This is a genomic window from uncultured Bacteroides sp., from assembly GCF_910586915.1.
In the GTDB taxonomy this organism is placed as follows: domain Bacteria; phylum Bacteroidota; class Bacteroidia; order Bacteroidales; family Bacteroidaceae; genus Bacteroides.
Map to the genome: position 1 here is coordinate 95,864 of NZ_CAJULN010000006.1, position 22,928 is coordinate 118,791.

Annotated in this window: 20 protein-coding genes; 15 read left to right on the forward strand and 5 right to left on the reverse strand. The window is 48.7% G+C overall.

Annotated features, from left to right (window positions below):
* Window positions 1-272: 272 nt before the first annotated feature.
* Complete coding sequence (locus QZ331_RS04340; RefSeq protein ID WP_294628346.1) at window positions 273-1,982, reverse strand: Na/Pi cotransporter family protein; 1,710 nt, start codon at window positions 1,980-1,982, stop codon at window positions 273-275.
* A gap of 143 nt (window positions 1,983-2,125) precedes the next feature.
* Between QZ331_RS04340 and QZ331_RS04345 the strand changes: the two genes are divergently transcribed.
* Window positions 2,126-3,790 (forward strand): nucleoside kinase, encoded by a 1,665-nt coding sequence (locus QZ331_RS04345; RefSeq protein ID WP_294628348.1) that lies wholly within the window; start codon window positions 2,126-2,128, stop codon window positions 3,788-3,790.
* Between the two features lie 279 nt (window positions 3,791-4,069).
* Here QZ331_RS04345 and QZ331_RS04350 read toward each other — a convergent pair whose 3' ends face one another.
* Window positions 4,070-4,573, reverse strand: a complete 504-nt coding sequence (locus QZ331_RS04350) for a hypothetical protein (protein ID WP_294628349.1) — start codon at window positions 4,571-4,573, stop codon at window positions 4,070-4,072.
* 245 nt (window positions 4,574-4,818) lie between these two features.
* Here QZ331_RS04350 and QZ331_RS04355 point away from each other — a divergent pair, with 245 nt between their 5' ends.
* Window positions 4,819-5,223 carry a hypothetical protein gene (locus tag QZ331_RS04355; RefSeq protein ID WP_294628351.1) on the forward strand — a complete coding sequence of 135 codons (405 nt, stop codon included), beginning with the start codon at window positions 4,819-4,821 and terminating at the stop codon, window positions 5,221-5,223.
* A gap of 68 nt (window positions 5,224-5,291) precedes the next feature.
* Here the strand turns inward: QZ331_RS04355 and QZ331_RS04360 are convergent, their stop codons facing one another.
* Complete coding sequence (locus QZ331_RS04360) at window positions 5,292-6,665, reverse strand: aminopeptidase P family protein (RefSeq protein ID WP_294628353.1); 1,374 nt, start codon at window positions 6,663-6,665, stop codon at window positions 5,292-5,294.
* 231 nt (window positions 6,666-6,896) lie between these two features.
* Between QZ331_RS04360 and QZ331_RS04365 the strand changes: the two genes are divergently transcribed.
* From QZ331_RS04365 to QZ331_RS04410, 10 genes are all read left to right on the forward strand, one after another.
* Window positions 6,897-7,415: an RNA polymerase sigma-70 factor gene (locus QZ331_RS04365; protein ID WP_294628355.1), complete on the forward strand. Its 519-nt coding sequence runs from the start codon at window positions 6,897-6,899 to the stop codon at window positions 7,413-7,415.
* Between the two features lie 300 nt (window positions 7,416-7,715).
* Window positions 7,716-8,342, forward strand: a complete 627-nt coding sequence (locus tag QZ331_RS04370; protein ID WP_294628357.1) for a FecR domain-containing protein — start codon at window positions 7,716-7,718, stop codon at window positions 8,340-8,342.
* 3 nt (window positions 8,343-8,345) lie between these two features.
* Window positions 8,346-9,839 carry a DUF4249 domain-containing protein gene (locus QZ331_RS04375; protein ID WP_294628358.1) on the forward strand — a complete coding sequence of 498 codons (1,494 nt, stop codon included), beginning with the start codon at window positions 8,346-8,348 and terminating at the stop codon, window positions 9,837-9,839.
* A gap of 302 nt (window positions 9,840-10,141) precedes the next feature.
* On the forward strand, window positions 10,142-11,626 hold the full coding sequence (rpoN, locus tag QZ331_RS04380; protein ID WP_294628360.1) for an RNA polymerase factor sigma-54: 1,485 nt from the start codon (window positions 10,142-10,144) through the stop codon (window positions 11,624-11,626).
* A 46-nt stretch (window positions 11,627-11,672) separates the two neighbouring features.
* Window positions 11,673-12,344 (forward strand): hypothetical protein, encoded by a 672-nt coding sequence (locus tag QZ331_RS04385; RefSeq protein WP_294628361.1) that lies wholly within the window; start codon window positions 11,673-11,675, stop codon window positions 12,342-12,344.
* A 36-nt stretch (window positions 12,345-12,380) separates the two neighbouring features.
* Window positions 12,381-12,761, forward strand: coding sequence for a glycine cleavage system protein GcvH (gcvH, locus tag QZ331_RS04390; protein WP_294628363.1), 381 nt, complete (start codon window positions 12,381-12,383; stop codon window positions 12,759-12,761).
* A 58-nt stretch (window positions 12,762-12,819) separates the two neighbouring features.
* Window positions 12,820-13,329, forward strand: coding sequence for a 5-(carboxyamino)imidazole ribonucleotide mutase (gene purE, locus QZ331_RS04395; RefSeq protein ID WP_294628365.1), 510 nt, complete (start codon window positions 12,820-12,822; stop codon window positions 13,327-13,329).
* 28 nt (window positions 13,330-13,357) lie between these two features.
* A complete protein-coding gene (locus tag QZ331_RS04400; RefSeq protein WP_294628367.1) occupies window positions 13,358-15,196 on the forward strand; it encodes a 4-hydroxy-3-methylbut-2-en-1-yl diphosphate synthase in 1,839 nt (612 codons plus the stop codon).
* A gap of 144 nt (window positions 15,197-15,340) precedes the next feature.
* Entirely contained in the window at window positions 15,341-17,290 is a 1,950-nt protein-coding gene (locus QZ331_RS04405; protein WP_294628369.1) for a heavy metal translocating P-type ATPase, read from the forward strand.
* Between the two features lie 11 nt (window positions 17,291-17,301).
* Entirely contained in the window at window positions 17,302-17,730 is a 429-nt protein-coding gene (locus QZ331_RS04410) for a transcriptional repressor (RefSeq protein ID WP_294628371.1), read from the forward strand.
* 8 nt (window positions 17,731-17,738) lie between these two features.
* Here QZ331_RS04410 and QZ331_RS04415 read toward each other — a convergent pair whose 3' ends face one another.
* Window positions 17,739-18,740: a malate dehydrogenase gene (locus tag QZ331_RS04415; RefSeq protein WP_294628372.1), complete on the reverse strand. Its 1,002-nt coding sequence runs from the start codon at window positions 18,738-18,740 to the stop codon at window positions 17,739-17,741.
* Window positions 18,741-18,946: 206 nt separating this feature from the next.
* Here QZ331_RS04415 and QZ331_RS04420 point away from each other — a divergent pair, with 206 nt between their 5' ends.
* The 3 genes from QZ331_RS04420 (at window position 18,947) to QZ331_RS04430 (ending at window position 21,542) form a co-directional block, all read left to right on the forward strand.
* A complete protein-coding gene (locus tag QZ331_RS04420; RefSeq protein WP_294628374.1) occupies window positions 18,947-19,795 on the forward strand; it encodes a S1-like domain-containing RNA-binding protein in 849 nt (282 codons plus the stop codon).
* A gap of 116 nt (window positions 19,796-19,911) precedes the next feature.
* On the forward strand, window positions 19,912-20,565 hold the full coding sequence (locus QZ331_RS04425) for a DUF4476 domain-containing protein (RefSeq protein ID WP_294628375.1): 654 nt from the start codon (window positions 19,912-19,914) through the stop codon (window positions 20,563-20,565).
* 11 nt (window positions 20,566-20,576) lie between these two features.
* Entirely contained in the window at window positions 20,577-21,542 is a 966-nt protein-coding gene (locus tag QZ331_RS04430) for a hypothetical protein (protein WP_294628377.1), read from the forward strand.
* A 45-nt stretch (window positions 21,543-21,587) separates the two neighbouring features.
* On the opposite strand, the gene QZ331_RS04435 is transcribed toward QZ331_RS04430, so the two are convergent.
* Window positions 21,588-22,928 carry a TolC family protein gene (locus tag QZ331_RS04435; protein WP_294628379.1) on the reverse strand — a complete coding sequence of 447 codons (1,341 nt, stop codon included), beginning with the start codon at window positions 22,926-22,928 and terminating at the stop codon, window positions 21,588-21,590.

The following is a 22,928-nucleotide window of genomic DNA, read 5'->3' on the forward strand; positions in this document are numbered from 1 at the left end:
CGGGTGTCAGCATTACTGAGACCCGGGTGTGGAAGGTGCTGAGACCTGGGTCTCAGGTAAACTCCGTTTGCAGAAGGGAAAAATTTCTCTTGTAGCCGAAGAAATTGCTGGTTGTAGGAAAGAAATATCTTTTGTTCGCTCTTCAAATCGGCGAATCGTCGAACTTTGGCCGATTCGCTTGCCACGGCAACAACAAAGAAGGGGAGCCGGACATCTGCGCTGCCGGCTCCCCTTCTTTGTTTATGATAAAACGTTTATTCTCGATGGATAGGTCAAGAGACCTTTTTCTCTCTTACGTCTCCGCTTGCTTCCACTACATTGACGACATAATCGCCCAACTTCTCGCATTCGGCGATAATGTCCATGTAGTAGACTCCCATCTGATAATCGTATTCCTTGTTGTTTACATCGAGGATATTCTGATTCTTCAACTGGTTGCGGTAGTTGTTGATTTCGTTTTCGAGGTTGAAAGACTTGTTGATGTTGGCGTTGGTGTCGATGCCCGGATGGTCGAGTCTCTCCACTACCACAATCATTTGCGCGAGCGCATCGCTTGTCAGCTTCATCATGCAGTGGATGTGCTCGTATTGTTTGTCGGTAAAGTTCTGGTTGGTCTGGCGTTTGCGGTTGATGGTGCGTGCCAGGTTGTAGCAACTGTCGCCGATGCTTTCAATCTCCGTCACCTCGCGCAGCATGGAGCGTATCTGCAATTTACTTTCCGAGCTCAGGCGTCCTTCAGACACTTGGTTCAGGTAGTTGGCTATTTCCAGTTCCATGCTGTCGCTTATGTTCTCGTACTTCTCTATCCGGCTGAAGAGTTTGTTGAAGTCGTCGTCCTTCTCCGTGTGGAGCAGGTCTTGCACCATGCCGAACATACGGTGCGTACGTTTGGCAAACAGATGGATTTCCTTGCGTGCTTGCAAGATAGACAACTCGGCAGTGGAAAGCATACCGCCGCTGATAAAGCGCAGACGGAACTCCTCTTCGTCCTCACGCGGCTTGATAACCCAGCATACCAGCCGCTCGATAGGCTTGATGAACCAGATAAGGATGGCTACGTTGCAGATATTGAAAGCCGTGTGGAAGGCAGAGAGCTGGTAGGTGATGGCTACCTCGCTGGATACGCCGGGAAACAGTTTGCCTACAATCGTGCTCACCATGTCGACAAACGGATGGAAGATACACAGTATCCACAACACTCCGAATATGTTGAAGATGAAATGCGCCAGGGCGGCACGCCGTGCCTGTGCGTTGGCTGTCAGTGCGGCGATGTTGGAGGTGACGGTGGTTCCGATGTTTTCACCCATTACCAATGCGATACCCAGGTAGAGGTCGAGCACCCCGCTGGAGCAGAGAATCAGCGTGATTGCCATGACTGCTGCCGACGACTGCGCGCACATCGTAATGACGCCGCCGATGAAAAGGAACAACAGTATGGAGAGGAAGCCCCATTCCTTGCACGATGTGATGAAGTTGATGACCATCTCGTTGTGCTCCAGGTCCATATGCATGGCGTTCTCGCGCAGCGTGGTCAGTCCTAAGAACATGAAAGCGAAGCCGAATACAAATTCGCCGAATGACTTTTTCTGACTTTTGTTTGAGAAGATGAGCGGAATGGCAAGTGCGAAGAGAGGGAAAATGAGATTGTGCATATCCATCTGGAAACCGAAGATGGACATAATCCAGGCGGTGACGGTGGTTCCGATGTTGGCACCCATGATAACGGAGATGGCTTGTCCCAGTGTCAGCAGTCCCGCGTTGACGAAACTGACGGTCATAACTGTTGTGGCGGTGGACGACTGTACGGCGGCCGTTACAAACGTACCGGTCAGCAGACCGGTGAAGCGGTTGGTGGTCATAGCTCCCAAGAAGTGGCGGAGCTGTCCTCCTGTCAATTTTTGCAGGCCTTCGCTCATGGTTTTCATACCATACATCAAGAGAGCTAAAGAGCCGATTAACTTTAGAATAACAAATACAGACATTTATCTCATTTTTAATTAGTGTCTAAAGAAATCCTAAAAAGGCGTCCGCAAAAGAAAAAATCCTTATGAAAACGGTCGATTCTCCTTTTTATTCAGTATTTTACAGCCGAATTCATTATCCAAGATTAATAAATTTAGCTTATATGATACAAATTTGTTGCAAAAATAACAATATTTCTAAAGAATTCCCCATTGGGAGCTCACTTTTGGATATTTATTACGGTTTTAATCTTAATTTTCCTTATCAGGTGGTCAGCGCCAAAGTCAATAACCGCTCCGAGGGGCTTAATTTCAGAGTGTATAACAACAAGGATGTAGAGTTTCTCGATGTGAGAGACCAGTCGGGGATGCGCACCTATGTCCGTTCGCTCTGTTTTGTGCTCTTCAAGGCGGTGACGGAGTTGTTTCCCGAAGGCAAGTTGTATATGGAGCATCCCGTGTCGAAGGGCTATTTCTGCAATCTGCGCATCGGCCGCCCCATTGAACTCGAAGACGTGAAGCGCATCAAGCGGCGTATGCAGGAGATTATCGAAGAGGACATTCCTTACCACCGTGTCGAGTGCCACACCACCGAGGCGGCACGCCTCTTCAGCGAGCGGGGAATGAACGATAAAGTACGCTTGCTCGAAACTTCGGGCTCGCTTTACACCTATTATTATACGTTGGGCGATACGGTAGACTACTATTACGGCAACCTGCTGCCAAGCACCGGGTTTATCAACCTGTTCGACATCGTGAAGTATTACGACGGACTGCTTCTCCGCATTCCGAGCCACGAGAATCCCGAAGTGCTGGAAGAGGTGGTGAAGCAGGAGAAGATGTTGGACGTCTTTAAGGAACACCTCAACTGGAGCCATATCATGGGGATGAACAATGCCGGCGATTTCAACCTCGCCTGCGAGGAGGGACACGCCACCGACCTGATTAACGTGGCCGAAGCCTTACAGGAAAAAAAGATTGCCCAGATAGCCGATACCATCTTCCGTCGTGGCGACGATGGCGAGGGGGTGAAACTTGTGTTGATTGCCGGCCCCTCATCGTCGGGAAAGACCACCTTCAGCAAGCGTCTCTCCATCCAACTGATGACGAACGGGCTGAAACCGTATCCCATCTCCCTCGACAATTACTTCGTCGACCGCGAGGACACTCCTTTGGACGAAAACGGCAACTACGACTATGAATCGCTGTACGCCCTCGACCTCGATTTGTTCAACCGCCAACTGCAAGCCCTGCTGCACGGCGAGGAGGTGGAACTTCCGCGTTTCAACTTCTCCCTCGGCAAGAAGGAGTACAAGGGCGACAAGTTGAAGATAGAGGACAACACGATTCTAATCCTCGAAGGTATTCATGCGCTGAACCCCGAACTTACCCCGCACATCCCTGCCGAACGCAAATTCAAGATTTACGTCTCCGCCCTTACCACCATCTCTTTGGACGACCATAACTGGATTCCCACTACAGACAACCGTCTGCTGCGCCGCATCATCCGCGACTTCAATTACCGTGGTTATTCTGCCCGCGAAACGATTTCGCGCTGGCCCAGTGTGCGTGCCGGTGAGGACAAGTGGATATTTCCTTACCAGGAGAATGCCGATGTCATGTTCAACTCGGCGTTGCTTTTCGAGTTTGCCGTGCTTCGTCCGCACGCCGAACCTATCCTGTCGGGCGTGCCGCGCAACTGCCCCGAATATGCTGAAGCCTACCGCTTGCTGAAATTCATCAAGTATTTTGTTCCGGTGCAGGATAAAGAGATTCCGCCTACTTCGCTGCTGCGCGAATTCTTGGGGGGAAGCAGTTTTAAATATTAGGCGGATTGGGGGAAAGGAATAATGGTAAAATATTGCCGGATGGCGTCTGAACTCATCACGGATTACTTGGATTAACACAGATTATTTAGTCCCCCTTAAAAAATGCTCATCTGCGGGATATTGAAAGGAAACACTATCCTACAGATGAGCATTTTTTAAGAGGGACTATTTACTGTCAAAGCCGCTTAGGCTTGGCTATTTTTTAACGAACTGTTGTTATTATTGAGGGTGTATATTTCATATTTAGATTTTAAGGGAGAAGAAATAGGGTTATGCTCATTATAAATCGGATATACATCGTTCGTAGTCATCGATTTTCCTGTCGATGATTTTTATACGTGTCATACCACGCCAACCCATATCCAAATAAGATACGATCCACCAATCGGCCTCCATGGGTTCAACGCTAATAATCTGAGATTTGTTCTCAGAACCAGGTTTTGAATCTTGCTCTTTAGTTCTCAAAGCATAATAGGCATAGCAGGGTCCATCCTCGCAGTCGAATTCATAGTTGTTCTGAAGTTTTCTCAAGGCATTTGCTGTGAAATAATCCTCAGGCATATCGTTTTCACCAGAATCGATAGCAAACACAAATTTATTATATACTTTATTTATTAAATCAATGTTTTCCTGTTTGTGAGTAATATATTCACTTACTTCTGAATCAGACTTAATCTGAGCTTGTTCTTCCACATTATCTACCTTTGATTTTGTTCCACAAGCTACTATGCCTAAAAGCATATAAAGTCCAATTACGAACTTAGCTATTTTTTCAAGTCTCATTTTCAATATTTTGGATTTTACTTATGCTTGCAAAATTACACAAAACAGTTGGAACATAGAAGTCTTTTACTTTGGAAATTTGTAAGTTACATAGAAGAAGTACAGATATGGAATAAAAGGGGCCCCGTTTCAAAGAACTTAATCACCTTAAATGTTGTTATTTGATATTCATCTTTAAAGCGTTGAACCTTTGATTCTTTATTCTGTTATGAGTCTACATACAACAATGAAGAAGAGAGGGAATTATGATTTTTTACAATAATCTTTTAGCAAAATGGTTCTTAGGAAAAAAGAATAAGAACCATTATTTTATGTTTGGCGGTCTGTTCTTTACTCGGTACAGGTATTTGGAAATCTGGGAAAATATGGAAGTGCGGATTCATGTAAGGCAGTTTTGGGAATGTTTCCTGCTGACGCTGTTGCCTGCTGTGGTCTTGTCGTTCGTCTATTCATGGTGGTGGATGGTGCTTCCTTTCGCGACTTATCATCTTTTCTATTGGCTGGAGAAGTCGTTCCGTCCTCATTCCGTTTTCGATTGGGAAGCGATGGAGAATTGCGGCGATACGCTTTATCTCAGAAAGCGGAAATCGTATGCGTGGATGAAGTGGTATGGAAAAAAGACATTGCCTTTGTCCGATTGGGACGATTGAAGAGTGTGTCGGGACTTACTACAGAAGTCTTGGGATTCTGTGGTGAACTCCCGACACACCACCGGGCTTTATCTCAGCGCTTCCACCTCTTCCGGTGTCAAAGGAATCTTCTTTCCTAATCTGCGGGCGCCGGTCTCTGTAATCAGGTAATCTTCTTCGTTGCGGATGCCGCCGAAATCCTTGTAAGCCTCTACTGCATCGTAGTTGATGAAATCGGCAAATTTCTTTTCCGCCTTCCACATATCAATCAGTTCGGGGATGAAGTAAATACCCGGTTCTACGGTATGCACAAATCCCGGCTCTAAAGGGATGGCAAGACGTTGCGACTTGCGGCCGAACTGTGTGCTCTTCGGCTGTCCGTTGTAGCCTACCCATAGTTCGCCTAAGTTTTCCATGTCGTGAACGTCCAGCCCCATCATATGACCCAACCCGTGCGGATAGAACAGGGCGTGTGCACCTTCGCGTACGGCGTCTTCCGCATTGCCTTTCATCAGTCCGAGTGTCTTCATACCCTCTACCATCACGCGGGCAGACAGTTCGTAAACTTCCATATAGGGAATTCCCGGACGGAGAGCTTTCACCGATTCGAGATGCATCGCGTTCTGTATTTCGTACACTTCGCGTTGGCGGGCGGTGAAGGTCTTGTCGGCAGGAATCGTAGACGACATATCGCCGGCATATCCCGATTCCACTTCCGCGCCGGCGTCAATCAGGAACAAGTCGCCCGGTTTCACTTTATTTCCGTGATAATGGTTGTGCAATGTTTGTCCGTTGACGGTGGCTATGGTGGCGAAGGAGAGCTGGCAGTTGTTTGATTCGGCCACGCGGTTCATTTCCGCTACCACTTCATACTCATACATACCGGGGCGCAGCACCTTCATGGCTGCGATGTGCATATCGGCAGTCACGTCGCACGCCTTCTCTATCTCTACGATTTCTTCGGCGGTTTTGTAATTTCGTTGCGCTACGACGGCACGGATAAAGGGGACGGAACCTTCCTGGCGTGCAGGAGCTATTCCTAACCAGTCCATCAGTTTCAGTTTATGCTCGGGGCGGTAGGGAGGAAGGTAATGAACCGTTTTCCCTTGATGCGCACATTTTTGCAGGTAGTCTGCGATTCCGGCAGCCGGCATCAGGTGGGATACGCCTACGCGTTCGCATTTTTCGTGCAGTGTCGGCTGCGAGCCCATCCACACGATAGCGTCGATAGACAGTTCGTCGCCGAAAATGATTTCTTTGTCTTCGTCAATATCTATAATCGCCGACAGTCCGGCACACGAAAGCCCGAAATAATAAAGGAAGGTAGAATCCTGCCGATAACGAAACGTGTTATCTTCGTAATTCAGTCCGCACTCGTCATTTCCAAGAAATAACAATACCCCAGAGCCTAAATTCTTTTTCAGCAGGGCTCTGCGCTGCATATACGTTTCTTTGGCAAACATATGGTGTTATATTTAAAGTTTTGTAGCAAATGTATGTAAAAACGCCGGAATATGCGAATAAAACGGATGAAATCTTCGGACAGTTGTGAATTTCGTACGGAGTAAACACACAAAAAGATTCAACAGGTTGTATGCGGAATTTGAAAAAACTATAAAAGAATTGTCATTCTAATCATTATCAGGTAAAAGAGTCTATCTTCGTAAAACGGTTACTCTAATCTTACCCATTCAATGCTACATAAATCTTATCTTCAAGGTATGGATGATGTGTTTCGTCAGTATTACCGTCCTTTGTGTCTTTATGCGCTTCATTATCTGAATGTTTCGGAAGATGCGGAAGACATCGTGCAGGATTGTTTTGCCGAATTGTGGGAACACATGAACAACGGCCGTATCGTCTCCGATGCAAAATCGTATCTCTATTCCATGACGCGCAATCGCTGTATTGACAGGCTTAAAAAAGACCGTATGATTGATTTGAATGCCATCCCTACAGACCTGGCCGATAAGATTTCGGATGAGGAATGCGAAGAACGTTCGTTCATCGAAGCACGTCTGTGGACTGCCATTGATTCGCTGCCCGAACGTTGCCGGGAGGCTCTTTTGCTTAGCAAGAGAGACGGGCTGAAATATGAGGAAATTGCCAAGCGGCAAGGCGTTTCTGTCAATACAGTCAAGAATCAGGTGAGTAAAGCACTGAAAGCCTTGAAAGAAGGTGGCCGAAGAATCTATATGTTCTTTTTCGGATAACTTTTAAGGGGGCTTTCCGGAAAAAAACGCCCAAAGATATTTTTTTTCATTTTGGAATAGTAGGATTTGCATAAAATGCAGTCTTACTGAAAAAACGACTGAAAATATGAGCGGAATAGAAGAGAAATGTACACGGTTCGTCTTGAAGAACTATAAACCTGGAATGTTCGATACCCAAAAGGCATTTCATGAATGGAAAAACAGAAACAACATCCATCTCCGGAAGCGGCATAGGGGCTTTTATTGGTCGGGTGCGGTAGCCTCTTGCTGCTTTGCTTGGGTCTCTGTTTTTATTGGATTATGCAGAAAGAGAATGCATGGACACGCATTGCTGCTTCCGGCAATGTAATGGAATATATGTTGCCCGACAGCACCTTTGTCACCTTGTCGCCCCATTCCACACTCAAATACCGTTCCGACCGGTTCGGCACCGGACAGCGTGAAGTGGAAATGACTGGAAAGGCCTATTTTCGTGTGTATCGCGACGCTACGCATCCTTTTTGCGTAACGGGACAATATGCTGTAGTGAAGGTTCTTGGTACAAAATTTCAGATAGAAGAGAGTCTATCGGATTCCGCTACGCAAGTCTATATCTCCTCTGGCAAAGTGTTATTTGCTGCCAAAGGAGAGGATGACGGAATGATACTGACAAAAGATATGCAAGCAAGTTTGTTGCATGGTGAGCAGCAACCTCGTATGGTAGCGTCGCAGATACCAAATCCTGCGGCGTGGGCTGTCGGGAAATTCGTTTATGAAGAAACACCGCTGCCCGATGTCCTGAAAGAGTTGTCGGATTATTACCAGGTCGAATTGACAACAGCAGGCACGGACAAGACACTTTCCGCGGAGTTTGAAACAAGTGACGGCTTGGATGTGATTGTTTCCTTGATTGAAAAAACTTTGGAAATCAGAATAGAAAAGAAGTAACGTATGGCAAGATTTTTTATATTGATGTTGTTGGCAATCTGTTGCCAGCAAGGGGCGTTTGCTGCCCCGATGCAAACGGAGAAAACCATCAGGCAACAGATGGAAGTCATCAAAAAGAAGCACTCGGTGAAGTTTGTATATGATGCTTCGCTGAAGTTGGATGTCCGCTATTCGGGCACACCGCTTCATGGGTTGACTTTGAAACAAAGTCTGAAAGAACTGTTTGGCACCATAGGAGTCGCTTGGGAAATAAAGGACAAATATGTATTGTTGACCCGCGCAAGACAGAAAAGTAAAACCGAATATACCCTTAGCGGATATGTCTACCGGAATGACGGCGAAACACTCATCAACGCCACCATATGGGATGTGACGACGAGAACAGGCACATTGAGCAACGAACACGGTTTTTTCAGTATGACCCTTCCGGAAGGAGCTCATGCCATACGTTTTTCGTCCATAGGCTGTGGCGAGCGTACGGAAGATGTGCTTCTCCGCCGCGACACGGTTCTGACAATTCATCTCAAAGAGGGCTATCAATTGGAAGAGGTTGTCGTGACTGCCGATTTGAACTCTCCGTTGATGACCACACAGACAGGGAAAGTGTCGCTGACTTCGCGCGACCTGCATACCGGATATGCGTTTATGAGTTCGCCCGATGTGGTAAAGACGTTGCAGAATCTTCCGGGAGTGGCGGCAGGAACCGAACTCATTTCCGGGATGGTTGTACATATGGATTTGGCTGATATGGAACTTGAAGTGGACGACGAACCGTTGCTGTACAACAAGAACGGGTTGAACTCGGTGTTTGATTTATCCAATAATTTCTATCAGAACCTCTACATCTGGAGCGACGAACAGATAAAAGGAAAGGAATATACCTTGCGCTTGAAGACCTATCACTCTGCCGACAACATCTCTATGTGGGACGACAACGTTTATAAATACTCGTACAAGGTATATCTGTACAAATTGTCGCGCGAATTTTTCCTCTATCTGAAGTCATTGAACGACGTCAGAAACAACGATTTGGGTCACAAAGGGCTGGCACCCGTAAGAAGCCATTATTCCAATGTCGACAAGGGTATCGGTGTCGTGGGCGGATGCCGGATTACGGAAACAGAGTGGATGAAGAACCTGTCGGACGAATCGAAGGAAAAACCTTTCATGAAATGGCACTCGGACGATGTGGCACTCGAGGCTGCCGGAGACTCTTTGGTGCTCAAAGCCCGTATTCCGAAGGGCGGGGGAACCTATAGGATAAGAAACCTCTCCGAAGATTGGCTCTTGATTTACCGTTTCGACGGTGCGAACAATCATATACTCTCCCAAGAAGTACAAAACAAATGGTTTCGTGCCATTGTCAACGAAGGCTTGGTGCAAGTGGCCGTACAGCCCAATGATACCGGAAAAGACCGTATCGTTTCAATGGCCGTCATGTCCGGCTACAACAACTATCGGAACGTATCTTTCGTATTCGAACAGTCGGGCGAATGAAACTCCGTCGCTTGCCTGCCGGGAGATGATTCGGCAGGTAGCTTTATTTCGTTCCACTACAGTTTCCCGTTCGTTCCACTATAGTGTTCCGCAAGGGAAACTATAGTGTTCTTTGCGGAACACTATAGTGGAACGCAAAAACAGTACCTATCCGCCCTCCTTTCGCGAACTTCGGCAGACAAATATTTGTTTATTGGAAAGATTTTAGTGTTATAGGATTAAAAATAATCCTCCTAATCTGTGTAATCTCTCGTTAAAAAGTTACTTTTGTAGCGAGAAAATAGTAGAAAGCAAAAACGAATATGGCACAAGGTTCCCGTCAAATACAGTCTCAGGCGCAGCAGCAAGTGCAGACACTTTCGCCACAGCAAATTCTGGTCGTGAAATTGCTGGAACTTCCCGCTGTGGAACTGGAAGACCGTATCCATGCCGAACTGCTTGAAAATCCGGCTCTTGAAGAAGGTCGAGAAGAAAACGCCGTTGATGAATATGCCGATGCCGACAGTGCGGAGGATGACGCGGAGGGTGATGCCAACGACTATGACTCGTTAAGTGACTATCTCAACGAAGACGACATACCCGACTATAAATTGCAGGAGAACAACCGCTCGAAAGACGAACGGGCGGAAGATATTCCTTTCTCCGACACCACCTCCTTTTATGAAATACTGAAGGAACAGCTTCGCGAACGGAATTTGACCGAACATCAATCCGAATTGGTGGAATACCTTATCGGTTCGTTGGATGACGACGGATTGCTCCGCAAATCGTTGGAAAGCATTTGCGACGAACTGGCTATTTATGCCGGTATAGACGCGGCAGAGGAAGAACTGGAAGAAGCATTGCTCGTCTTGCAGGACTTCGACCCCGCAGGACTCGGCGCACGCACGCTTCAGGAATGCCTGCTGATACAGATACGTCGGAAGAAAGAGGAGGAAAAAACGCCTGCTCCCATACTCGACCTTGAAGAACGGGTGATTCGCGACTATTACGAAGAGTTCACGCGCAAGCATTGGGAAAAGATAATAAAGAAGCTGGATATCGGCGAAGAGACATTCAAGGAGGTAATCGGCGAAATCACCAGACTGAACCCCCGCCCCGGCTCCTCTTTGGGAGAAGCTATCGGCAGAAACCTCCAGCAGATTATCCCCGACTTCATCGTTGAAACATACGATGACGGAACCATTCAAGTAAGCCTCAACAACCGTCATGTGCCCGAACTCCGCATGAGCAGGGACTTCACCGAAATGGTAGAGGAACATACCCGCAACAAAGCCAACCAGTCGAAAGAATCGAAGGAAGCGATGATGTTCCTCAAGCAGAAGATGGACGCCGCGCAAGGATTCATCGACGCCGTCAGACAACGGCAGAACACGTTGATGACCACCATGCAGGCAATCGTCGAACTGCAACGCCCCTTCTTCCTCGAAGGAGACGAGTCGCTGCTGAAACCGATGATTCTGAAAGACGTCGCCGAACGCACGGGGCTGGATATATCGACCGTCTCCCGCGTGAGCAACAGCAAGTATGTGCAGACAAACTACGGCGTCTACCAGCTTAAATTCTTTTTCGTCGACGGATATACGACGGAGGACGGAGAGGAGATGTCCGTCCGTGAAATCCGCAAGATTCTGAAAGAGTGCATCGACGGCGAGGACAAGAAGAAACCGCTTACGGATGATGAACTGGCGGATATTCTGAAAGAGAAAGGATATCCGATAGCCCGCCGGACGGTAGCCAAATACCGCCAGCAGTTGAACATCCCCGTGGCGCGGCTGAGGAAATGATAAATAAATGCGTAAACCGATAATTGGAAAATTAAAGAAAAGAGCAGTGGACAGAGAAAGAGAACATATCATAGCAGATAGGACAATGTTGCAGGTGGCACGCATCACTTCGATGGTGTTCACCCCGTTTTCCATTCCGTTTTTATCATTCTTGGTGTTATTCCTGTTTTCTTATCTTCGCATCATGCCGGTGAAGTATAAGTTGATTGTGCTGGCGATAGTATTCTGTTTCACCATCCTGACACCTGCCATTATGATTTTTCTGTTCCGCAAGATTAACGGGTTCGACCGCCGGGAGCTGAGCGAACGCAAGAAACGCTACGTGCCCATCCTGCTGACCATCATATCCTACGTGTTCTGCTGGCTGATGATGCACAGGCTCAACCTCCCGTGGTATGTAACAGGCATCATCCTCACTTCATTGGTCGTGTCTGTCATCTGCATCGGCGTCAACCTGCGGTGGAAGCTGAGCGAACACATGGCGGGTATCGGCGGCGTGATAGGCGGGCTGGTCTCTTTCAGTGCCCTGTTCGGCTATAATCCGGTGGGGTGGCTCTGCCTGTTCATCCTGATAGCCGGCGTGCTCGGCTCTGCGCGCATCGTGCTCGGACATCACACGCTGGGCGAGGTGCTTTCGGGCTTTGCCGTCGGGCTGGTATGCTCCCTGTTGGTGCTCCACCCGATGATAAACCTGTTGTTTCGGATATTTTTGTTTTAAACATATCATAGTATTCAATCCTAAAAACTAATTATTATGAACTTTCCACAGAATTTGAAGTACACAAGCGAACACGAATGGATTCGCATCGAAGGAGACATTGCTTACGTCGGTATCACAGACTACGCTCAGGAACAGTTGGGCGACATTGTATTTGTTGACATCCCCACCGTGGGTGAAACGTTGGAAGCTGCCGAAACTTTCGGAACCATCGAAGTCGTGAAAACCATCTCCGACCTTTTCTTGCCCGTGGCAGGCGAAGTGCTGGAGCAAAACGAAGCATTGGAAGAAAATCCGGAACTGGTGAACAAAGACCCCTATGGCGAAGGCTGGCTGATTAAGATGAAACCGGCAGACCCGAAGGCCGTGGAGGACCTGTTGGACGCCGAAGGGTACAAAGCCGTGATAAACGGATAACTTGCCCCCCTCCACTTGTAAGTTGTAACTACTAAATCGTAAAAAATAAGAAATAAAGATGACTCCAATTGTAAGTATCATCATGGGCAGCACGTCCGACCTTCCCGTCATGGAGAAGGCAGCGCAACTGCTGAATGATATGCACGTGCCGTTTGAAATAAACGCGCTCTCTGCTCACCGCACGCCCGAGGCTGTGGAAGAGTTTGCAAAGAATGCCCGCAACCGTGGTATTAAAGTAATTATCGCTGCTGCCGGAATGGCTGCCGCCCTTCCCGGCGTGATTGCCGCCAACACGACGCTGCCCGTTATCGGCGTGCCCGTCAAGGGTTCCGTGCTCGATGGTGTAGACGCACTTTATTCCATCATCCAGATGCCTCCGGGCATTCCCGTGGCAACCGTTGCCATTAACGGGGCGATGAATGCGGCCATTCTTGCCATACAGATGCTTGCACTGAGCGATGAGAAACTGGCAGAGGTCTTTGCCGCTTACAAGGAAGGACTGAAAAAGAAAATCGTAAAAGCAAACGAAGAACTGAAAGAAGTCAGGTTTGAGTATAAAACGAACTGATAATCGCTAACCGTTAATCACTGAAAACTTGGATTTATTCAATTACTTTCGAAGAGAAACTACAGAAGTGAACATTGGGGCTACACCGTTGGGTGGCCCCAATTCCATTCGTGTCCAGTCGATGACAAATACGTCCACGCAAGACACGCAGGCTTGCGTGGAGCAGGCAATGCGTATTGTCGATGCGGGCGGCGAATATGTCCGCCTCACCACGCAGGGTGTCAAGGAAGCCGAAAACCTGATGAACATCAACATCGGTTTGCGTAGCCGGGGATATATGGTTCCGTTGGTTGCCGATGTGCATTTTAACCCGAAGGTTGCCGACGTGGCGGCGCAATATGCGGAAAAGGTGCGCATCAATCCGGGAAACTATGTAGATGCGGCACGTACTTTTAAGAAACTCGAATATACCGACGAGGAGTATGCGCAGGAGATACGCAAGATTCGCGACCGGTTTGTTCCTTTCCTAAACATCTGCAAGGAGAATCACACGGCCGTACGTATCGGCGTCAACCACGGTTCGCTGTCCGACCGCATCATGTCGCGCTATGGCGATACGCCTGCGGGAATGGTGGAGTCCTGCATGGAATTTCTTCGCATCTGCGTCGAAGAGCACTTCACCGACGTGGTGATTTCCATCAAGGCGTCCAATACGGTCGTGATGGTGGAAACCGTCCGCCTGCTGGCAGACGTGATGGAGAAAGAGGGGATGGTTTTCCCGTTGCATCTCGGAGTGACCGAAGCTGGCGACGGAGAGGACGGACGCATCAAGTCGGCTCTCGGCATCGGCGCGTTGCTGAGCGACGGATTGGGCGATACCATCCGCGTTTCTTTGAGCGAAGCGCCCGAAGCGGAAATCCCCGTAGCCCGCAAGTTGGTCGACTACATTCTGCTGAGGCAGAACCATCCGTATATTCCGGGGTTGGAAGCACCCGGTTTCAATTATCTGTCGCCTCAACGGCGGAAGACGCAAGCTGTGCGTAACATCGGCGGTGAACACGTGCCTGTGGTCATTGCCGACCGCATGGACGGGCGAATGGAAGTCAATCCCCAATTCACCCCCGACTATATCTACGCCGGACGTGCGTTGCCCGAACAGCGCGAAGCGGGCGTGGAATACATCCTCGATGCGGACGTATGGCAAGGTGAAGCCGGCACTTGGCCTGCTTACAATCATGCGCAACTGCCGTTGATGGGGGGATGCAATGCGGAACTCAAATTCCTGTTTATGTCCTATATGGCACAGACGGAGGAGGTCATCGCTTGTCTGAAACAGCACCCTGAGGTGGTGGTCGTTTCCCAAAGCAACCATCTCAATCGCTTGGGCGAACATCGCGCGTTGGTGCACCAGCTCACAACGGAAGGCTTGCAGAATCCTGTTGTCTTCTTCCAGCATTATGCGGAAGACAATGCGGAGGACTTGCAGATAAAATCGGCGGCCGATATGGGAGCCTTGATTTTTGACGGCCTTTGCGACGGTATCTTCCTGTTCAATCAAGGCAGCCTGAGCCATGCGGTAGTGGACGCCACCGCTTTCGGAATCCTGCAAGCCGGACGTACCCGCACTTCCAAGACGGAGTATATCTCCTGTCCCGGTTGCGGCCGTACGCTCTACGACTTGGAAAAGACGATTGCCCGCATCAAAGCCGCTACCTCGCATCTGAAAGGGCTGAAAATCGGTATCATGGGATGCATTGTGAACGGTCCCGGCGAAATGGCGGATGCAGACTACGGCTATGTAGGTGCCGGACGAGGCAAAATCAGCCTTTACAAAGGCAAGGTTTGTGTCGAAAAGAATATTCCCGAAGAAGAGGCAGTGGAACGGCTGCTGGAGTTTATACGGAATGACAGGGAAGAAAATCCCTGATGGAATATTGGATAGGCGGTGCGTGGTCTGGCGCACCGCCTGTTTTTTTATTTCTTCTTCGCCCAAGTATTTGCGAGGATTATCTTTGCAACCTTGTTGCATGAATCATTCGCTACCTTTGCCGGTAACTAAAACATGAAAGATATGGGACATTGTTGTTGCTGTGGAAGCGAATGCGCTTCCACAAAGGAAGTTGAAGTGAAGAATTCTGTATTTCGGCAATATTGGAAAGTAGGGCTTTCACTGGTGCTTCTGATAGGAGGTATGATTATGGAGGCTCTACATTGGGGGCTGTTTGCTGAAAAGTATATCGTTTTAGGCTGGTATATCGCGGCTTATCTTCCGGTCGGGCTCCCTGTAATGAAAGAGGCGTGGGAGAGCATGAAGGAGAAAGACTATTTCAGTGAGTTTACCCTCATGGTTGTTGCCACTGTCGGAGCTTTCTATATCGGCGAGTATCCGGAGGGAGTGGCCGTGATGCTGTTCTATACCATCGGAGAACTGTTTCAGAAAAAGGCAGTCGATAGCGCCAAGCGTAATATCGGGGCTTTGCTGGATGTAAGGCCGGAGAAGGTTTGGGTGTTTAGAGACGACAATCCGGTTGTGGAATCCCCTAAGAATGTAAAAGTCGGTGAGGTGATAGAGATAAAGCCCGGCGAAAGAATTCCTTTGGACGGGACAATGCTCCACGAAGTGGCGGCTTTCAATACGGCAGCCTTGACGGGCGAAAGCGTCCCCCGAACTATCCGCAAAGGGGAGGAAGTCCTTGCCGGTATGATTGTGACGGATAGAGTGATTCGTATCAGGGTGACAAAGCCGTTCGACAAGAGTGCGCTGGCGCGCATATTGGAACTTGTACGGAATGCTTCGGAACGGAAAGCGCCGGCAGAACTCTTTATTCGTAAATTTGCCCGCATCTATACACCTGCCGTTATCGGGCTGGCGGTACTGATTGTGCTGCTTCCGTTTGTCTATTCATTGGTTGACGTTACAGGGTTTGTTTATCTGTTCGATGACTGGTTGTACAGGGGGCTGGTCTTTTTAGTGCTTTCGTGTCCTTGCGCATTGGTGGTGAGCATCCCGTTGGGATATTTCGGAGGTATCGGGGCAGCTTCCCGGCTGGGGATATTGTTCAAAGGCGGCAATTACCTGGATGCTATCACAAAAATCAATACGGTTGTATTCGATAAAACGGGAACTCTGACCGAAGGAAGTTTTGAAGTAAGACAGTGCCGGACTGCATCCGGTATTTCAGAAAGAGAATTGATAAAGATGATGGCTTCGGTAGAGAACGGCAGTACTCATCCGATAGCCAAAGCCATTGTGAACTATGCCAGGTTGCAAGAGATAGAGCCGTTGCCTGTAGCGGAAGTAAAGGAACTTGCCGGTCTCGGCCTGGAAGCGATGATTGACGGGACTCTTGTGCGGGTAGGCAACTGTCGTCTGTTGTCCCGATACAATATCGGATATCCGGCAGAGCTGTTGAAGATGGCCGATACGATTGCGGTCTGCGCTGTCGGCACCGACTATGCCGGCTACTTGCTGCTGGCCGACGCTCTGAAAGAGGATGCAAAAAAAGCTATGGATGATTTAAAAATGTTGCACATCGACAACATTCAGATATTATCCGGCGATAAACAGTCGATTGTTACTACCTTTGCAGAGAAGTTGGGCATAGACAATGCTTACGGCGACTTGCTGCCCGAGGGAAAAGTCAGTCATCTCGAAGCCTTGAGGCAGGATGAAACGAAGCGGATAGCTTTTGTCGGCGACGGAATGAACGATGCACCGGTGCTTGCACTGAGTCATGTGGGCATTGCAATGGGCGGATTGGGCAGTGATGCGGCTATCGAAACGGCCGACGTCGTGATACAGACCGACCAGCCTTCCAAAGTAGCCGAAGCCATTAAGGTGGGAAAACAGACACGCAGAATTGTATGGCAGAATATCTCGCTTGCTTTCGGAGTGAAACTGCTCGTGCTGCTGTTGGGAGCCGGTGGGGTGGCAACGCTTTGGGAAGCCGTCTTTGCCGATGTGGGTGTTGCATTACTCGCCATTATGAATGCGGTGAGCATACGGAAAACGATAAGATAACAAAAGAACCTATGGAAGAAAATGTATATTTGGATAAGTTGGCGCGTCGCGACATCAAGCCGACGGCGATAAGGCTTCTCATACTGAAGAATATGATGGAGGTGGGGCGTGCGGTATCGCTGCTTGACCTCGAAACACGGTTGGAGACGGTGGACAAATCGACCATCTCCCGCACGGTAGCCCTCTTCCTCTCTCATCACCTGATACATCGCATCGATGACGGTAGCGGCTCGCTGAAATACGCCGTCTGCGACAACTCTTGTAACTGTGTAGTGCAGGACTTGCATTCGCATTTCTATTGCGAGCGATGCCATAAGACATTCTGCCTTGAGGGTACGCATATTCCTGTCATTGATTTGCCGGAGGGATTCACATTGCATAGCATCAACTACGTGTTGAAGGGAGTGTGCCCCGAATGTGCTTCCCGTTCCGGCTTGTAGGGATGCGATTATTTGATGTTGGGATTCAGCGAAGGCCACTCCTTGATGGCGGGGATAATTCCCATTTCGATGATTTCGTCCCGCAGTTTGCACAAATGTCCGTAACTCTTTTCCAGTTCCTTCTGCTCGGCGGGTGTACCTGCCACCTCTTTATAAGTAATGCCGTCTTTGGTAATCGACGTTTCCATCGCCATCATGATATGGTCGAACTTGTTGTTTGAAACGTACGTTCCGGCAGGCCATCGGAACGGTTTTCCGCCCATAGCGGCAGCAATCATCTCAATGGAGAGATAGGCAGGGCTTTGGAAAGAAGAGCGGCCGCGCAGGTCGATGATATGTTTTCCACCCTGGATAACGCGCACTTTCAATGCTTCCCATTCATCTTGCGGCAGACGCGGAGTACCGATAAGTTCCGTCAACGGTTTGCCCTGCACGCTGGTAGTGGAGGCGAATACTGCCATCTGTTCGCCGTGTCCGCCATACGTGCGGCAGTTCCGGATGTCCGAAGCGGGGATATGGAGAAGTTTTACCAGTTCGTTTTGCAGGCGGGTGCTGTCCAGTGCGGCTAAGGTGGATACCTGTGACGGTTTCAGTCCGGAATATAACAAGGTAATCAGTCCTGTGATGTCTGCCGGATTGAAGATGACAACGATATGCTTCACATCCGGGCAATATTGGCGGACGTCCTTGCCAAACTGGGCGGCGATTTCAGCATTGCCTTTCAGCAGGTCTTCGCGAGTCATGCCGGCTTTGCGGGCGGCTCCGCCCGAAGATACGATGTAGGCAGCTCCGGTCAGTGCCTCCTTGATGTCGGAAGTATAGGTAAGGTTGACCCCTTCAAAGCCGCAATGATACAGCTCCTCGGCAACTCCCTCCAAAGCGGGGGCAAATGGGTCGTACAGGCAGATATTCGGAGTGAGTTTCATCATCATCGCCGTCTGTGCCATATTGGAGCCAATCATTCCGGCGGCTCCTACAATCGTCAGTTTCTCGTCAGTTAAGAATTTCATAAGTTTAATATGTTTAAAGATGAATAATTGTTTCTTTCTTTTGATGGGTACAAAGATAACGCTTCGCAGCCTTGATTGTTCATAGTAAATAGTTTTGCCCGATAATGAAATGTTATGGCTTTGTAGAGCAGTTCTGCTTTAACTTCCATTTTAAATACCTATCTTTGTGCGACAGTAAAAGCAATAACTGAGTATAATAAAAGACTATGAGCATCGAATTAGGAAAATACAATCAGCTTGAAGTGGTAAAGGAAGTAGACTTCGGTGTATATTTGGACGGAGGCGAAGAGGGTGAGATTTTATTGCCTACCCGCTATGTGCCCGAAGGCTGTAAGGTGGGAGAATTTCTGAACGTGTTTCTCTACCTTGACATGGAGGAGAGACTCATTGCCACTACGCTGACTCCGCTTGTGCAGGTGGGCGGATTTGCCTGCCTCGAAGTCTCCTGGGTGAACCAGTACGGGGCGTTTCTGAACTGGGGACTGATGAAGGACTTGTTCGTCCCCTTCAGAGAGCAGAAGATGAAGATGCAGGTGGGACGCAAGTATGTGATTCATGCACATCTGGACGACGAGAGCTACCGTATCGTAGCTTCGGCAAAGGTGGAACGCTACCTCTCGAAAGACAAACCGGCATATGCTTCAGGTGAGGAGGTGGATATCCTTGTATGGCAAAAGACGGATTTGGGCTTTAAGGCTATTATAGACAACAAGTATAGCGGGCTGCTGTATGAAAACGAGATATTCAGTCCGGTGGAGACGGGAATGGAACTGAAGGCTTACGTAAAGCAGGTGCGCGAAGACGGCAAAGTGGACTTGATGCTCCAGAAACCCGGCTTTGGCAAGGTGGACGATTTTGCCAAGACATTGCTCGGCTACATCAGGGAGCAGGGCGGACGCATCTCGCTCAATGACAAAAGTCCGGCGGAAGATATCTACGACACATTCGGCGTGAGCAAGAAAACCTTCAAGAAAGGTGTGGGCGATTTGTATAAGAAACGCCTGATTACGCTGCACGAGCACGGCATCGCATTGACGGAAGCCTGCACGGAATAGGGAAATCCCTACATACGAATAGTGAGAATCATTGGGGTGGGGAATTTCCTCACCCTATTTTTGTATTCGCAGAGAATAAAGATGCTCATTGTAAATAAGACTAAAATCATATTGTTATGAACAAGATACACGCAGTTTTGTTTTTGTCACTGGGGTTTTTGACCGGTGCTTGCTTCACGTCGAGCAAAACGTTGATGAACATTCAGCAGGGAATGACCCAGTCGGAGATTCGCAATATTTTCAAGTCGGAACCCGACTTCCGTCGTTTCGATGGAAGTACGGAAGAGTGGGAGTATCACCGTTATTTGGGCGAATGGTCGGTGGTGGTGATTCGGTTTGACGACGGGCGCGTATCAGAAATGAATTCTTTTAGAGACCCGGTGCGGGTGGCCAATACCACTACGGTAGTAACCCCTCCGCCAACGGTTGCCGGCACTTTCCCCAACCGATGTCCGGTGGAAGAGGTCCGGGTAATGTCCGATGCGGAGTTTGACAGGTTTCATCACCAATTGAAGTTCACGATAAAGAGCGGCGAACAGAAGCAAATGGTTGAGAAAATGTTGCAGAAACATGATGTCACTTCGGCTCAATGCGTGAAAATGGTGAAGGAAATTTTTCATGCTTCCGACCAGGTAGAGATGATGAAGAAGATGTATCCCTACGTAAGAGACAAGCGGAATTTTAACCAAGTGATTGATATCTTATTCTCTGATACCCATAAAAACGAAGTGCGTGAGTTTATAAAAAAGTATCATCGGAATAATAAATGACAGGAGATTGAATGATGAAAAGAAGAATATTGTTTTTACTGGTTGCTATCGGCCTGAGTGCCGGTATCACCGCGACAGCCGGAATGAACACCGGCAAAGTACGTAAGGAGACACGTTTCCTTACCGACAAGATGGCACACGAATTGAATCTGAGCACCCAGCAATACAACGATGCCTACGAGATTAATTACGACTTCGTCTACTCCATCCGCGATATTATGGATTATGTGGCACGCGGCTACGAATGGGCGTTGGACGACTATTACGAAGCATTGGATATCCGCAACGACGACCTTCGCTGGGTATTGAGCGACGGACAGTACCGCCGCTTTATGGGAGCCGATTATTTCTTCCGTCCCATATACGTTACGGGAGGAAAATGGAACTTCCGCATTTATATCAACTACCCCAATCGCAGCCTGTTCTATTTCGGAGTGCCTTATCATTACCGCACTTATTGCGGCGCCCATTATCGTCCGCATATCCACCACGTCAGTTTTTACCGGGGCAGGCATACCAATGTGCGTCATTATGCTACGCCGCATCGGGTGAAGGATGGGCGCACATTCCATTCGTATCGGCGTTCGGACTTCGGGTCGGTACATTTCCGTCCGAATTCTTCCGTCCGCCCGCATAATGCACCGGCTCGTCCGGGAGCAAACAGCCGTCCGGCAGCTCCGTCCGGCAACAGAAAACCGAATAAAGAGATAACGCCCGACAGAAATGGCGGCAGACGGGAGAGTAGCGTCAGCCGGCGTCCGGCAAGTAGTAAGCCGACATCGGCAGAATCGAAACGGGAATCGAAGCGAGATTTCAAACGGGAAAGCAAACGTCCGGCAAACAACTCTTCTTCAAGGCGGAGCAATGTCTCTCCCCAAAGGCAGCCCGAAAGACGTTCTTCCTCCTCAAGCAGTGCCAGAGGCAACAATGGTAACTCTTCCCGTTCTTCCGAAAGAGAGAAGGCTGGAAGAAGATGAACGATGCTTTCCATTTGACGTGACTTTTGTTGTATCGGACAGACGTTATTTAATCATCTCTCCTTTATAAAAATCAAGTATCTTCGTACAGAACAGATAATCGTATTTAGCTTGTAGCCTGTCTGAAAGTGCTTTTGTCAAATTCATCTTCGCTTCATTGTATTCAACAAACGTAGCTTTGCCGTTGTTGAACTTCTCGTTCATCAGCCGGAAAGACTCTTCGTTTGCCTTTACTGCCACTTCGCTGGAGTTGTATTTGCTCTCGGCTGCTAAGGCGTTGTACCACGATTGTTGTATCTCCTTGTAGAGCGTCTTCTTGGCGTTGTCTAATTGCAGGGTAAGGTTGTTTTGTTGCAAACGTGCCGTTCTCACCCTGTTGCGGGTAGAAAAGCGGTTGAAGAGCGGCACGCTGAGGTTGAATCCCACATACTTGTTCAGGTTGTTTTTCATCTGATTGCTGAGGCTCTCTGCCGACTTTCCGTTCACTGTATAGTAATTACTTCCTAATCCGGCGCTGAAAGACAACTGCGGGTAGTAATTGCTTTGCGCAATGCGGATGTTGTGGACACTTCCCTGTAGCCTGTATTCGGCAGATTTGATGCCGGGCTTGTAGGCCAGTGCTTGTGTATAGATATCATCCGGCGGAGTGAGCGGGGCAAACTTTAATTCCTCCTGGGGAGTTTCAAGGATGAATCCTTCCGGTGTGGGCAATTCCAACAACTGGCTCAGGTCGAGTAGCGATAGTTTATACCTGTTGTCGGCCTGCACGGCAGTCATTTCATCTTGTGCAATCCGCGCCTGCGCTTCCGCCACTTCGGACGGAGACGCTTTGCCTACTTCAAAAAGCCCTTGAATGCGCCTCAGTTGGTCTTTGCTCAAATTTACCTGATTATAGGCAACTTTGCTTAGCTCCAGATTGAACAAAACCTGTAAATAGGCAGAAGTGACATTGACGGCAATATCCTCTTTGGCTTTGTTGAGGTCTTCCATAGCCGCTTGCAAATCCAGCTTGGCAAGCGAATATTGATTGGATAACTGCAACCCGGTGAATACAGGTACGTTGGTTCCTAAACTGAAACTGGTGTTGGCACTGTTGATATTGCTGTATGAGTTGTCTACCGGCGAAGCGGTGCGTCCCCAGCTCCAGTTTTGACTGGCATTGCCATTCAGGTTCGGCAGGCGTGCCCATTTGGCGGTATGTACGTTTACTTTGTTCATTTCGGCGTTGTTGGCCGATTGTCTGATTCCTGTGTTATGTTCGATGGCATAGTCGATGCATTGCCGCAACGTCCACGCCTGCGACGAACTGTTTTCCTGCGCCTGAATGGAAATCATTCCGATTCCCGAGAGCAGCACTGCGGATATGGTTTTACGGATTGTTTTCAT